Annotated in this window: 13 protein-coding genes; all 13 read right to left on the bottom strand. The window is 54.8% G+C overall.

All coding sequences use genetic code 11. The features are described 5' to 3' along the window. Nucleotides 1–33: 33 nt before the first annotated feature. Nucleotides 34–1,584 carry a M20/M25/M40 family metallo-hydrolase gene (locus C7E10_RS09150; RefSeq protein WP_105326988.1) on the bottom strand — a complete coding sequence of 517 codons (1,551 nt, stop codon included), beginning with the start codon at nt 1,582–1,584 and terminating at the stop codon, nt 34–36. A gap of 240 nt (nt 1,585–1,824) precedes the next feature. Next, nucleotides 1,825–3,066, bottom strand: coding sequence for an S-layer homology domain-containing protein (locus C7E10_RS09145; protein ID WP_105326987.1), 1,242 nt, complete (start codon nt 3,064–3,066; stop codon nt 1,825–1,827). Nucleotides 3,067–3,392: 326 nt separating this feature from the next. Next, the gene (locus C7E10_RS09140; protein WP_105326986.1) at nt 3,393–4,637 is read right to left on the bottom strand and encodes an S-layer homology domain-containing protein; all 1,245 of its coding nucleotides are present in this window, start codon (nt 4,635–4,637) and stop codon (nt 3,393–3,395) included. A 283-nt stretch (nt 4,638–4,920) separates the two neighbouring features. Next, nucleotides 4,921–5,343 carry a RuvC family protein gene (locus C7E10_RS09135; protein WP_105326985.1) on the bottom strand — a complete coding sequence of 141 codons (423 nt, stop codon included), beginning with the start codon at nt 5,341–5,343 and terminating at the stop codon, nt 4,921–4,923. Then, nucleotides 5,343–6,536 carry a DUF3084 domain-containing protein gene (locus tag C7E10_RS09130; RefSeq protein WP_105326984.1) on the bottom strand — a complete coding sequence of 398 codons (1,194 nt, stop codon included), beginning with the start codon at nt 6,534–6,536 and terminating at the stop codon, nt 5,343–5,345. Before C7E10_RS09130 ends, C7E10_RS09135 begins: the two co-directional genes overlap by 1 nt. Nucleotides 6,537–6,888: 352 nt before the next feature. Next, nucleotides 6,889–7,980 carry an LptF/LptG family permease gene (locus C7E10_RS09125; RefSeq protein WP_105326983.1) on the bottom strand — a complete coding sequence of 364 codons (1,092 nt, stop codon included), beginning with the start codon at nt 7,978–7,980 and terminating at the stop codon, nt 6,889–6,891. Between the two features lie 10 nt (nt 7,981–7,990). Then, a complete protein-coding gene (lptB, locus tag C7E10_RS09120) occupies nt 7,991–8,710 on the bottom strand; it encodes an LPS export ABC transporter ATP-binding protein (RefSeq protein WP_105326982.1) in 720 nt (239 codons plus the stop codon). A 12-nt stretch (nt 8,711–8,722) separates the two neighbouring features. After that, complete coding sequence (locus C7E10_RS09115) at nt 8,723–9,574, bottom strand: LptA/OstA family protein (RefSeq protein WP_199614582.1); 852 nt, start codon at nt 9,572–9,574, stop codon at nt 8,723–8,725. Continuing rightward, complete coding sequence (gene lptC, locus C7E10_RS09110) at nt 9,574–10,122, bottom strand: LPS export ABC transporter periplasmic protein LptC (protein WP_105326981.1); 549 nt, start codon at nt 10,120–10,122, stop codon at nt 9,574–9,576. The genes C7E10_RS09115 and lptC overlap by 1 nt, the downstream gene beginning before the upstream one ends. 14 nt (nt 10,123–10,136) lie before the next feature. After that, nucleotides 10,137–11,006, bottom strand: a complete 870-nt coding sequence (locus tag C7E10_RS09105) for a lysophospholipid acyltransferase family protein (RefSeq protein WP_105326980.1) — start codon at nt 11,004–11,006, stop codon at nt 10,137–10,139. Continuing rightward, entirely contained in the window at nt 11,006–11,548 is a 543-nt protein-coding gene (locus C7E10_RS09100) for a KdsC family phosphatase (protein WP_105326979.1), read from the bottom strand. Before C7E10_RS09100 ends, C7E10_RS09105 begins: the two co-directional genes overlap by 1 nt. Next, nucleotides 11,549–12,514: a KpsF/GutQ family sugar-phosphate isomerase gene (locus C7E10_RS09095; RefSeq protein WP_105326978.1), complete on the bottom strand. Its 966-nt coding sequence runs from the start codon at nt 12,512–12,514 to the stop codon at nt 11,549–11,551. Nucleotides 12,515–12,519: 5 nt separating this feature from the next. Continuing rightward, a complete protein-coding gene (gene kdsA, locus C7E10_RS09090; RefSeq protein ID WP_105326977.1) occupies nt 12,520–13,341 on the bottom strand; it encodes a 3-deoxy-8-phosphooctulonate synthase in 822 nt (273 codons plus the stop codon). Nucleotides 13,342–13,343 lie beyond the last annotated feature (2 nt).

The raw sequence follows: 13,343 nt of genomic DNA, 5'->3' as shown, positions 1-13,343 counted from the left end.
TTTTATTGCAGGAGTTTTACGTTTTACTGCCTTTTATTCAGCCGTCTCTGCCATATAGGCCAAAACCCTCTCCAGCAGCTGGGGCAGGGTAACAGAAACGCTTTCCACATTCACCCGCTCGGTGCGCTGGTGGAGATCCACACCCCAGGGCCCCAGCAGCAAAAAGGGAATCTGCAGCTGGGCAATGGCTGGAAAGTCAAAGGAATAGGCCTTCCCCCACAGGGGCATATTCTTTGCCAGGACCTTCCCGTCCAGTGTAGGATCTACGCAGCAGTAGCTGCAATCGGACACCCCATTAAAGTAAGGGTCAAAGCGCAGGGGCGTCAGCTGGGTGAGGGTTTTACAAAGTCCGGCAAAGTCCTCCTTGGCCACGGTCTTGCTGTTGGCCGCCGGGTAATAGGGAGGAGCAAAACTGAGCAGCACCAGGGGCTGGGTAAAGCCCGTAAAGTCCAAAACGGCTTCCAAAACAGCAATGGTTTCCTGGGCATAGCTGGACTTTCCCTGCTGCAGCTTGGCAAAACTGTCCGCCAGCAGCTTTTCGTAAAAGGCAGAAAAGCCCGGCAAGTTTTGGGCCCGTTCCAGCAGCTGGGCACTGGTGAGCACTTCCATGGAAAGGCCGTTGTTCACCTGGGCCAGGGCTTCCTGGGCAGCCTGCTGTGCAGTTTCCGTTAAAAGGGCCAGCAGGTCTTCCGGAGTCTTGGTATACGTCAGGAAATTGGCACAGGCCATCACCCTTTGGGGCGTGGACACGTCGTACACTTCCTTCCGGTCTCTCAGGTACACCCAGGCAGGGGGCGGCGTGCTTTCCCCTTCCCAGGTATCGGCCAGGGCCGGGTTTCCTTCGGTAGCGGCAATGATCCGGGCCATCACCCCCAAGGGGTTCACCCCCTGGCGGTAGGAGCCCACATGAACGGACTTGCCCTGGACCAGCACTACCGGCAGCAGCTTGCCCACGGACCCGGTAAAAGCCACCAGTTTACCAGCTTCCTTTTCATCGGGTTCGCAGTTGATGGCCGCCCGGTATTTCAGGCCAAATTGCTGCTGAAGCTGCCGGAGAGCCGGCAGTGCCGCACGCATCCCTGCGGAATAGGCTTCCTCATCGGGGAGGGACACAAAGAGAAGGCCAACGTCTCCCCCGCCCTGCTTGGCATAGGCTTCCAGCACAGCCAGCTGGGCCGCTGCCCCGCCCTTCATATCGGCGGAGCCCCGGCCGGGCAGCCACTTTCCACTTTGGAGGTCCGCCAGGACGGCAGGATCCGTTTCCGTTGACAAAAGACCCTGGAGCAGCTGATTCGGCGTACAGGCCAGGGGTCGCAGGGGGCCATAGATTTCCGTACTGACCACATCATGGTGGTTCAGAAAAATCACCGTATCCGGCTTTTTCCCCGGCAGCAAGCCGCAGATTACCGCCCGGCCCTGGGCATCCTCCGGTACCGGAAAGGTATGGAGCTGGACGCCATGCTCCATTTTGCCAATTATCTCTGCCAGATATTGTTCTGCCTCAGCTTCTTTTGCCGTGCCCGTTTCACTTTCTATGGCCATCAGCTCCCGAAGGAGGGTAAGCACCCGTTCTTTCTCTACCATTGCACATTCCCCTTTCAGACAAATTGAGTTAGGAAAATAACTGTCTTCCAGTATACACAGCCTGGGCGGTATTGTACAGGTTTTTCATGCATTTCCTTGTATATTTATCCACACTGTAGCAGTTGGTACAAAGCAAGGCTTTACAGACACTGGCTTTTAAAAGTATTCGTTTGAGATAAAACAAGGTAAAAAAAGAAGACGATTTCCGAGGAAATCGTCTTCTTAACAGTTCTAAAGGAATTAGAACGTAACAACCATTTGAGACCACAGGGTACGAGCGTGTTGGCCATCCAGGTCGCCGCCTTTGCCTTTCAGGTCATACCATTCAACGGAAGCTACCATGTTCTTGGCCAGAGCCAGGTTGCCGCCAACCATGTAGCCTTTGAAACCAGCAGCATTGAATTTATCGTATGCACCGTTCATGGTGTGGTTGATGTAGGTAGCGCCGCCCTGATCATAGTACTTGCCGTACAGACCCCAAGAACCAGCTTTGGAAGCTTTAGCGCCTTTGTAGCCCAGGGTTACAACGTAGCCGTCATCATCGCCATTTTTAGCATCGTCAACGGAGTCGTTATCGCCTTTCAGGTACATAGCACCCAGTTTGAAGTCGCCGGTGTCATAGGTAGCAGCAGCAGTCCAGATGGTGTCATCGCCAGTCATCCAGTCCGTTACAATGTCATTGGCTTTCAGGTATTGGGCTTCCAGGTTCAGTTTGCCGATGTTGCCGCCCAAGGTAGCTTGAACGAAAGTATCAGCTTTGGAAGTTTTAGTAGACCAGCTGTAAGCGGATTGGTTAGCCATTTTACCATAGGTAGCGCCCAGGTAAGCTTGACCCATCTTTACGTTGGCATTGATAGCATCTTGCCGAGTATCATAGATGTTGCCATCGCCGTAGTAGCCTTGGAAACGGCCGCCGGTCAGGTTTACAACGCCGATGTTACCGGTCAGGTAAGCGCGTTGGAAATCGGTGTCATCATCACCGGATTCGTTTTGGCCATCGAAGGTTTGGTTGTTTTCCAGCATGGAAACATAATGCCAGTTGTCGTTTACTTCGCCGGTGAAGAACAGACGAGTACGAACTTTGGAAGCGTCAGCGGCTTTGATGTCGCCGGAGTTATGAACGTTGTGGATACGAACGTTACCGGTAATCTTTACCATGTCAGCGTTCTTTTCCAGTTTAGCAACGCGAACGCCCAGGTTGTCCAGTTCGTCAGCAAATTCGCTAACCAGTCTGTCATCAGCGCCGATAGCGCCTTTAGCCAGAGCTTTGGCTACGATTTGAGCCATTTCATAACGGGTCATGGTGCGTTCACCTTTGAAGGTGCCATCAGGATAGCCGTCCACAATACCAGCAGCAGCCAGTTTGGCTACAGCGCCGTAGGCCCAAGAGCCAGCGGGTACATCGGAGAAGGGGTTAGCAGCAAAAGCGGTGGCGCTTACGCCCAAAGCCATTGCCATTGCAAAAACCAGAGACTTTTTCATGTGAATTCCTCCTTAGGAAATCAGAGAGGATTCCGTCCTGGAAGCTTTCCACCGATCTGTACCGCGAGTATCCTTGTTTCCTCTGGTCTATCCATGGTCCGCTGCCACTAGGAATCGTATTTGGTTTTGTGACAACATTTTGTCACGTGCCTATTTTAACACAACTATTTTGCACCGTGCAACCACTAATATGAGTAATCGCAAATATGAGAAAAGTTATTAACAATGTTAAATAAATCACAAACCCGCATTCTGCCTAGGCAAAGCGCACAAAAAAAGACGATTCCCCCAAGGGAATCGTCTTTGAAAACTTTTTGTAAACTTACTTAGAACGTTACAACCATTTGAGACCACAGGGTACGAGCGTGTTGGCCATCCAGGTCGCCGCCTTTGCCCTTCAGGTCATACCATTCAACGGATGCTACCATGTTCTTAGCCAGGGCCAAGTTGCCGCCGACCATGTAGCCTTTGAAACCGTTAGCATCAAATGCATCGTATGCACCGTTCATGGTGTGAGCGATGTAGGTAGCGCCGCCCTGATCGTAGTACTTGCCGTACAGGCCCCAAGAACCAGCTTTGGAAGCTTTAGCGCCTTTGTAGCCCAGGGTTACAACGTAGCCGTCATCATCACCGTTTTGGTCATCAACGTAATCGTTGTCGCCTTTCAGGTACATAGCGCCCAGTTTGAAGTCGCCGGTATCATAGGTAGCACCAGCGGTCCAGATGGTGTCATCGCCTTTCATCCAATCGGTTGCAACATCATCAACCTTCAGGTATTGGGCTTCCAGGTTCAGTTTGCCAATGTTGCCGCCCAGGGTAGCATTAACGAAGGTGTCAGCTTTGGAAGCTTTAGTAGCCCAGGAGTAAGCGGATTGGTTAGCCATTTTGCCCCAAGTAGCGCCCAGGTAAGCTTGGCCCATCTTTACGTTGGCGTTGATGGCATCTTGACGAGTATCATAGATGTTGCCATCGCCATAGTAACCGCCGAAACGGCCAGCAGTGATGTTTACCACACCCAGGTTACCGGTCAGGTAAGCGCGTTGGAAATCGGTGTCATCATCGCCGGATTCATTCTGACCATCGAAAGTTTGGTTGTTTTCCAGCATGGAAACGTAATGCCAGTTGTCGTTTACTTCGCCAGTGAAGAACAGACGGGTACGCAGTTTAGTAGCGTCGCCTTTAGCGTCTTCAATATCACCAGTGGTGTGAACGTTGCTCAGACGAACGTTACCGGTAATCTTTACCATGTCTGCGTTCTTTTCCAGTTTAGCTACGCGAACGCCCAGGTTGTCCAGTTCGTCAGCGAATTCGCTAACCAGTCTGTCATCAGCGCCGATAGCGCCCTTAGCCAGAGCCTTGGCTACGATTTGCGCCATTTCATAACGGGTCATGGTGCGTTCACCTTTGAAGGTGCCATCAGGATAGCCGTCCACAATACCAGCAGCAGCCAGTTTGGCAACTGCGCCGTAAGCCCAGTGGCCTGCGGGAACATCGGAGAACGGGTTGGCTGCGAAAGCAGTAGCGCTTACGCCCAGAGCCATAGCCATTGCAAAAACTAACGTTTTTTTCATGATTAAAATCTCCCTTTGTGTAAATGTATCCATCCCAAAGGTTAGGCTTCCGGTTTCTCCGCAATCCCTACGTGGCGAGTATCCTTGTTTCCTCTACGTGTACATTGCAAAGCATCCAGCCGCTGCTCCCCAGGAGGACCAATGGTGAATTTCTTCACGGTTTTAGTGTAGCACGCGGAAGAAAATAAGTCAAAAAAATAGGTGTTTTTCCACAAAAAAGTCACATTGTATCTAGCTTCGTGTAAATACTCATCAGTCAATTTGTGACTATTTGGTCAATATTTCATGAACTTGACACGGTTTTGCCACAAAGATACCGTTTCACCAACACCGCCGCTGCCAGTCCGTCTATTGCGGACGGCGTACTTCTAAGAGCCCGGGGCACCAGCCTCCCCAGCCCCTTGGCCGGGTGCAGTTCCTTGTACAGCTCCTTGGCTTCCTGGGTTGAATTATATTCATCAATCACCACCAGGGGCAGCTGGGGAAAATGGGCTTTTACCTGCTGGCGCATAGCCTCTGAGGTGGTGCCGTTGCCCATGATGCAGGCGGCGGGCTGGATTCCTGCCAGAAAGTCCTCCAAAGCGTCAAAAAAGCCCTGGGTGGGCAGGATTGCCTGCCGCACCAGGGTGCCGTCTTCTAAAACCAGGGCGGCCCCGGTCTTATCCCGACCAGGGTCAATGCCTAAATATGCTTTTTTTTCACTCATTATTGGTCTGCTCCTATACTTTTTACATCCAGATCCAAGAGAACCGGACCTGCCACCGTAATATCCTGGCGGGCTTTGGCCGTAATGGAAACCCGGCCGCCCAAACGGGAAATCTTCTCGCTGGCTTCTGACAGTTCCGTGCTGGTAATGGCGCCTACGTCCCCGGTAATGGGGTTGGGAATCACGCCGTCAGCCTGAGCCGTGCGGTTCACATCCTTCAGGAAGGCCATCAGGGCCAGATCCGCTTCACTGCTGTAGGGCTTTACGGTAATGGCCTGGGTGAGAATCAGGGTCCCTTCCGGGTACACCACTTTGTCCCCTACCATTTCCAGCCGGCTAACCACCATTTCGCCGGAAAGAATATTGCCGGCAGCACAAAGGCGCACGTACATATTTCCCTTATGCTGGGAAAGAGTACTGGCGGCGCTGTCCACGGCCTCCCGGCTGAGCCAGATAACCTGGGTTTCTGGCTGGACTCCAATGCGGCCTGCCACTTGGGTATTGGCCTCCCCTAAAAACTTCTCTAAAGCCAATTTTGTGGCTTCTGGGCCGTCTCCGCCCTTGAGGACCCCGGAGTACAGAATTTCCCCGGACCGGAAGGCCACGTTGCCTTCCCGGATGGCTACCAGACCCTGCCGCAGCCGTTTGGTGGCGTCTTCCAGGTCCTTCACATCCTGCTGGAGCTGATCCCGGGCTGCTTCTGCCTGGGCCACCTGCTGCTCTGCGGTTTTCAGCCGCTCACTGGCCTCATTGTACTGCTCCTGCATCTCACTCAGGTCCTGCTGGGCCTGGGCCATCTGGGCCTCTGCCTGGGCCTTTTGCCGGCGGGCCTCGTCCGCTGCTGCGGTGGCTTCCGCAATCTTCGTATCCAATTCCTTGATTTGGGCGCTTTGGGCCGACAGCTCGGCGTTGGCCTTATCCCGGCTGGCGGTCAGGCTGGCCAGTTCCGCCCGGATTTGTTTCATGCCAAAGAGCGCCGTGCGCACCTCCTTGGAACTGATGGTCAGTACGGTCATGGTCAGGGCGGCAACCAAAATACCGCTGGCGATGGTCATGACCACCGAGGTATCGTGAGGGCGCAGACCGAATAACCGCAGTCTTTTTTTGCCGATTTTACTCCCCAGTTTATCTCCCAAATAGGCAATGAGTCCGCCCATCAGGGCAAGCACCAGGATCAACGTGATGCCCAGCATACTGCTCCCTCCCCTTTCTGTTTTTATGCATTCGATAATTATTATATCATAAACCGTCCCCAGGAAAAGGTGTGAAAAAAATGCCCCCGGGGAATGTGAAATAACGAAACTTCTATCGTCGCCTCACGGCGACACTTCCTTCACGCTTGAAGAAAGCATTCCTATCCACCACTGGTTATGTGATAAAAAGGGAGATTGCAATCCTCTACGAACTCTAATTTCTTTTGCTATACCCGTTTTGCACATGACCAGTATGGGCTATATTAGTGCACAAACGAACGTAAAAAATGGCTTGCGAACGCAAATTGGTTCACAAGCCATTTTTTCACAGCCCCATAGCAAAGCTGTTTTTTCACAAATTGTCTTTCTTCCAGATCATCCAGCACCCGCAGACCCCGCAGAGCAGGTTGGGTACGATGGCCGCCAACAGTGGCGGAATCACGCCTCCCTGACCCAGGCCGGTCATAAAGGTCATGATGGAATAGTAGACGAAAATAATCACTACGGAAAAGCCCAGGCCCATGGAAGCGCCGGTACGCTGGGACTGCATGCCCAGGGGCACCCCAATCAGGGCAAAGAAGAAGCTGGCCAGAGGCACGGTAAACCGGCTGTACATTTCCATAGCGTACTTGCTGGTGGGCATGTACTGGCGCTGGAGAATGCCGATGTACATCTTCAGTTCCCCAATGGTCATTTCATCCGGGTCCTTTTGGTCCAAAGTGATGGTCTTGGGAGTTTCGGTAATGGGCAGCACCTGCTTGTCAAAATTCATGGTGCGGGTGACGCCGTCTTTGCCGGTCAGGTCGGTCACCGTACCGTTTTCCATAATCCAAGCGCCATCGGTCCATTTGGCTGCCGGGGTCTTTTGGATCCGGACCACGTTGCCGTTGTCCCAATCCTCAATGGTGATGTCCTTCATCATGCCGGCCTTTTCGTCAAAGGTCCGGGCATAGGTCAGGCGCACCAGCTGGCCCTTGGACACCTGCTTAATCAGCACGTGGTCCTGGGTCCGGGGCTTGGTGTCCCGCTTGATTTCCTGGTTGACAATCCGTTCGTATTCCGTCTTGGAGGGCGGAACCACCTTTTCGGCCCACACCACGGAAAACAGGCTGACAATGAAGCCGGCTGCCAGGATGGGGGCGGCAATCCGGCGGAAGCTGAGGCCGCCGCTGCGCATAGCCGTAATTTCACTGTTGCCGGACAGCTGACCCATGGTCAGCAGGGAAGCCAGCAGCATGGACATGGGGAAGGTGTAGTTGATGACTTCCGGCATCAGGCACAGAAACAGCCTAAACAGGGAGCCGTAGGAGGCTCCGTACTGGGTAATGTACTGGGTTACCCGAAACAGGAAGGAACTGGCCACGAAAATGGTGGAAAAAGCAGCAACCCCGAAGAAAAAGGGCTGCAGCATCTGTTTTAAAATGTACTTGTCTAATATCCGCATAGGCCTTGCCTCACATCCTGAAATTCTCGCCCAGATAATGTTCCCGGGCAATGGGGTTTTCTGCTACCTCTTGGCTGGTACCGGAAACCAGAATCTGGCCTTCGCTTAAAATGTACGCCTTGTTGACGATGCTCAGGGTTTCCCGCACGTTATGGTCGGTAATCAGTACGCCGATGCCCCGCTGGGCCAAATGGGCTACCATCACCTGAATGTCTGCCACCGCCAGGGGGTCGATGCCGGCAAAGGGTTCGTCCAGCAAAATAAAAGCCGGATCCGTAGCCAGGGCCCGGGCAATTTCCACCCGCCGCCGCTCGCCGCCGGACAGGGCACTGCCCAGACTTTTCCGGATATGGCCAATGCGGAATTCCTCAATCAGGGATTCCATTTTGGCCTGGCGTTTTTCCTGGGAGGGCTCCACCTGCTCCAAAATGGCCAGCAGGTTCTGCTCCACGGTGAGCTTCCGGAAAATAGAAGCTTCCTGGGGCAGATAGCCGATGCCTTCCAGGGCCCGTTTGTACATGGGCAGGTGGGTCACGTCCTGGTCGTCCAGGTACACATGGCCGGTGTCAGGATGCTCCAGGCCCACAATCATATAGAAGGTGGTGGTTTTCCCGGCACCATTGGGACCCAACAGGCCCACAATGCTCCCCTGCTCCACTTCCAGGCTGACATCGTTGACAACCCGGCGGCCGCCGTATTCTTTTATCAAATTTGCTGCGCGTATCTTCACTCTTTACTCCCTTTATGCCAAATCAGTGTCCATACTCCCTACTTCCATAGGGGATCCGGGCCAATTGAAGTATTTATAGATTTTCTGGGGTTCCGGGGTATCTCCGGCAATGGAGAACAACGGTTCCGGAGCCGGAGCAGCCGGCTGGCTGTTTTGGGGCATGACAACCATCTTCACGTTGCCCTCGCCCATGGCAATCTTGCCGCCGGCGCCTTTGATGGTCAGGGTATCCCCGCTGACCGTATCATCCTTTTGGGTGGCCGTAGCATGGCCGAACAATTGGATGGTGCCGTCATCTGCCTTGGTGTTGTACACGGCACGGTCCGCCCGGGCAGTCAGTTCCCGGGGAGGGCTGATCAGCCGCACATTGCCTTCTGCGTTGGCAATGCCGGTCTGCATATTGTAGCGCATGGTAGACGAATCCAGGCTGGAGCCGTCATCCATGGTCAGCTGGGCCCAGGGTCCCACGGTTTCCGCAAATTGGGCGTCGGAATCGTAGTTTACCTGGTTGGCCCGCAGGGTCTTGTCTTCTTTTTTCAGTACGGCGTTGCCAATGGCGGACAGGTAATGGCCCTGGCGCTCAATAATCAGCGTGGAGCTGGTCAGATGGGCATCCTTTTGGTCGGCAACCACCGAGCCCGTCAGTTTGCCTTCGCCGGTTTTCGTATTGTAGTCTGCTTCCTGGGCGGTGGCGGTACCGTCGTCATTACGCAGCTTCACATTGCCGCTGGCTATGGCCTGGCCGGTACGGAAATCGTACTGGACCTGGTCGCCGGCTACGGACGAAGCTGCAAAACAGGCGGTGCTTACGGACAGAAGGCCTGCCAGTACGCCCAAAAGAGCCGTTTTCTTTATTTTCAGCATCAGAATTCCCCCTTCTGTACGTTGGCATTCTTTTCCAGGGTGGCATGGTTCATGGGCACATCGAAGGTGGCCTTTTCCCCGGTGGCAACGGTATCACCCTTGGTCAAGCGGGCATTGCCTTCTGCCACCACGGTCTGGTCCTGGTTCACCCAGGTAATCTTGTCCGCAGTTACGGTGCCGCCGTCGGAGGTGGACCCTTTGGGGTTCTTGGTCAGAACAACATTTTTCGTATCCAGCCGGACTTCCCCTTCGTCAGCGGTGACGGTCATGGTCTTGCCGTCCTTATCGTAGAACGTGCCTTTGATGCCCTTCATGCTGTCCACCTGGGTGGTCTTGTTGTAGCTCATGGATTCCACCGTCAGTTCCCAGACTTTCTTGCCATCCTTGTTTTCGGTGATGGTGGAGCCGTTGACCTCCTGGAGGGTTTCCGGAGGGGCCGCTTGCTGTTTGCCAGTGGTGGGCTTGCTGCTCAGCAGCCAGGCAATCACGCCGCCCATAAGCAGTACGGCTCCTAGGATGATGAGTATGGTACGTTTGTGTTCGCGCATGGCGGCTTCCTTTCCTAACCCTGCCAGGGAGTATTCCAGCGGTGCTGGAACCAGATCCAGTTGTCCGGATACTGCCAGATGATTTTTTCTACTTCCTGGGTCATCTGTAAGGTAATCCGGTAATCATCCTTTTCCCGATTGCCGGTGTCTTCGTAATAAATGGGGTCTTTCACAATTACCTGGTGGCCATAGCCGCTGGGTTTGCGCACGATGAAAATCGGCACCACCGGAGCCTTGAACTTCCGGGCAAAGTATGCAGGGCCTTCTGGGGTAGAGGCCATCTTCCCAAAGAAGGGCACGAAAATCCCGTTGTAGCCCCCGTCCTGGTCGGCAATGAGCCCCAGCATCCGGCCCTTTTTCATGGCCCGGGCACAGCCCAGAATCTCGTTGGTTCCCCGGGCAAAAATCTCCTGGCCCACGCCTCGGCGCAGTTCATTCATAAAATCGCTGTACACCGGATTGGGCTGGGGTTTTTCCACGGCGCTTAAAGGAAAGCCGTTCAGGGCCAGGGCAGCGCCCAGCCATTCCCAATTGTCCATATGGCAGGCCAGCATCACCACCCCGTGCTTTTTGGCCAGGGCTTCCCACAGGACGCCGGGCCGGTCAAAGGAGACCAGTCCCCGGATGTTTTCCTTGTTCAGGGCCGGCATGTAGAGAATCTCCATGGCGGTCATGCCCAGGTTCAAAAACAGGCGGTGGATAATAGCATGGGCGTCCCGGGCTGAAACACCCATCCGTTCCTGAATGGTGGCTTCTGCCCTGAGGCGCTGTTTTTTGGCGATATACCAATATAGTTTACCACAATTCCTTCCCAGCCGCACTACGAATTTGTAGGGCAGAACGGAAAGGAACTGACTCATTCCTTTTAATACAGCATAAAGCATTACTGTTTATCTCCCTGTCCTTTGACTTCATAGCTGTCCACGATCTGCTTCCACAGGCCCTTGGCCTTGAGGATCCGTTCAATCACTTCCCGGACGGCGCCATGACCCCCGGGCTGGGTGGTCACGTACTTGGCCCGTTCCCGGACTTCCAGGGCGGCGTCGGCAGGCGCGAAGGTAACGGCGGCCCGGCTGAAGGCCGGCAAGTCGTTCAAATCATCCCCCATAAAGGCGGTTTCATCCATATTCACGTTCAGTTCTTGGGCGGCCTGTTCCAGCACCTGCCCTTTGTACACCACATTTTCGTAGACGGAACCGATGCCCAGTTCCATGGCCCGGTGCAGGACGATTTCGCTGTGGCGGCCGGTAATCAGTGCCACGTAGATGCCGTGGCGCAGGGCCAGGCTGATGCCCAGGCCGTCCCGGGCGTCAAAGTGCTTGCTCAGTTCCCCCTTCTGGCCAATGATAATGCTGCCATCGGTGAGAACCCCGTCCACATCCAGGGCCAAAAGACGAATCTTGGCCAATTCCTCTTCTGTAATCATTTATACCACTCCTTGATGTACCAAGTCGGTAATATGCACCAGACCTACCACCCGGTGCTCCTCATCCACCACCGGCAGCACCGTAATGGGCCGGGGTTTGTTGGCTTCCATAATGTGCAGGGCTTCTGCCGCCAGCTTGTTGGGGGCAATGGTGGTAGGATGGGCGGTCATCATCTCGGCTACGGGCCGGTTCAGGAAATCCAGACTCCGGGCCAGACCCCGGCGGATATCCCCATCGGTCACAAGGCCCAGCAGGTGATGCTGGTCGTCCACTACGGAAACGGCGCCCACGCCCTTGTCGGTAATCACAAACAAGGCATCTTTGACGCTCATGTCCGCAGGCACCATGGGATTTTCCTGTTCCTTATGCATAATGTCGGCCACCGTCAGCAGCAGCTTCCGGCCCAGACTGCCGCCGGGATGGAAGATGGCAAACTGGTTGGGGGTAAAATGCCGGGCGCTCAGGAGTTCCATGGCCAGGGCGTCCCCAAAGGCCAGGGCTGCGGTAGTGCTGCTGGTGGGAGCCAGCCCCAGGGGGCAGGCTTCCTTCTGCACGCCTACGTTCAGCACAATATCGGAGTTCTTGGCCAGGGTGGAATCAGGGTTGCCCACCATGGAGATGATGTGCGCCCCAATCCGCCGCAGGGACGGAAGGATATTCAGCACTTCCCCGGTTTCCCCGCTGTTGGACAGGGCCAGGATCACATCGTTTTGGGTGACCATGCCCAGGTCCCCGTGGATGCCTTCCGCCGGGTGCAGGTAGAAGGCAGGGGTGCCGGTGCTGGCCAGGGTAGCCGCAATCTTGCGGCCGATGATGCCGGATTTGCCCATGCCGGTCACAATAATCCGGCCCTTGCAGTGAAGAATCATTTCCAGGGCAGCCTGAAAATGTTCATCCACCCGGGGCAGCAGCTCCAGAATGGAAGCGGCTTCGATTTTCAACGTTTCTTTGGCTTTCTCCAGCATTTTACTCACTCCCTGCGTCCAATCTGGTCAATGGTTTTGGCGTCCTGAAGAACCTGTTCCAGGTCATCCAGGGCAATCATGTTGGGTCCGTCGGACAGGGCTTCTGCCGGGTTGTCGTGGACTTCCAGGAACAAGCCGTCCACGCCGACGGCAGCCGCTGCCCGGGCCATATGGGGAGCAAACTTGCTTTGGCCGCCGGAAGAAGTGCCCTTGCCGCCAGGAATCTGCACGCTGTGGGTCACGTCCATAATTACCGGATAGCCCATTTCCCGCATGATGGGCAGGGACCGCATATCCGTTACCAGGGTGTTGTAGCCGAAGCTGACGCCCCGTTCCGTCAGCATCAGCTGCTGGCAGCCGCTGCCCGTAATCTTATTGACCACGTTCTGCATATCCCAAGGAGCCAGGAACTGGCCCTTTTTCACGTTGACTACCCGGCCGCTGCGAGCGGCTTCTACCAAAAGGTCCGTCTGCCGGCACAGGAAGGCCGGAATCTGGATGATGTCCAGCACTTCGGCAGCTTTTTCCACCTGCCAGGTTTCGTGAACGTCACTGATAACCGGTACGTTCAGGTCTTTCTTGATTTGGGCCAGGATTTTCAGGCCCTCCTCAATACCGGGTCCCCGGAAGGAATTCAGGCTGGACCGGTTGGCTTTATCGTAGGAGGCCTTGAATACATAGGGCAGGCCCAGTTTTTCGCAAATGGCCTTGGCCCGTTTGCCGATGGCCAGGCTCCGTTCGTAGCCTTCCAGCACGCAGGGGCCGGCCATAATCAGCAGGGGCTGACCCTGGCCGACTTTATAGGATCCAATCGTTACGCTTTCCATGG

Origin of the sequence: Acidaminococcus hominis, assembly GCF_900291475.1 — a bacterium.
Classification (GTDB): Bacteria; Bacillota; Negativicutes; order Acidaminococcales; family Acidaminococcaceae; genus Acidaminococcus; species Acidaminococcus hominis.
This window is presented reverse-complemented; position numbering and strand designations above follow the sequence as displayed.

Bases quoted from the DNA above. Each gene is read 5' to 3' on its own strand.
- C7E10_RS09150 (WP_105326988.1), bottom strand. From the start codon at position 1,584: ATGGTAGAGAAAGAACGGGTGCTTACCCTCCTTCGGGAGCTGATGGCC.
- C7E10_RS09145 (WP_105326987.1), bottom strand. From the start codon at position 3,066: ATGAAAAAGTCTCTGGTTTTTGCAATGGCAATGGCTTTGGGCGTAAGC.
- C7E10_RS09140 (WP_105326986.1), bottom strand. From the start codon at position 4,637: ATGAAAAAAACGTTAGTTTTTGCAATGGCTATGGCTCTGGGCGTAAGC.
- C7E10_RS09135 (WP_105326985.1), bottom strand. From the start codon at position 5,343: ATGAGTGAAAAAAAAGCATATTTAGGCATTGACCCTGGTCGGGATAAG.
- C7E10_RS09130 (WP_105326984.1), bottom strand. From the start codon at position 6,536: ATGCTGGGCATCACGTTGATCCTGGTGCTTGCCCTGATGGGCGGACTC.
- C7E10_RS09125 (WP_105326983.1), bottom strand. From the start codon at position 7,980: ATGCGGATATTAGACAAGTACATTTTAAAACAGATGCTGCAGCCCTTT.
- C7E10_RS09115 (WP_199614582.1), bottom strand. From the start codon at position 9,574: ATGCTGAAAATAAAGAAAACGGCTCTTTTGGGCGTACTGGCAGGCCTT.
- lptC (WP_105326981.1), bottom strand. From the start codon at position 10,122: ATGCGCGAACACAAACGTACCATACTCATCATCCTAGGAGCCGTACTG.
- C7E10_RS09105 (WP_105326980.1), bottom strand. From the start codon at position 11,006: ATGCTTTATGCTGTATTAAAAGGAATGAGTCAGTTCCTTTCCGTTCTG.
- C7E10_RS09100 (WP_105326979.1), bottom strand. From the start codon at position 11,548: ATGATTACAGAAGAGGAATTGGCCAAGATTCGTCTTTTGGCCCTGGAT.
- C7E10_RS09095 (WP_105326978.1), bottom strand. From the start codon at position 12,514: ATGCTGGAGAAAGCCAAAGAAACGTTGAAAATCGAAGCCGCTTCCATT.
- kdsA (WP_105326977.1), bottom strand. From the start codon at position 13,341: ATGGAAAGCGTAACGATTGGATCCTATAAAGTCGGCCAGGGTCAGCCC.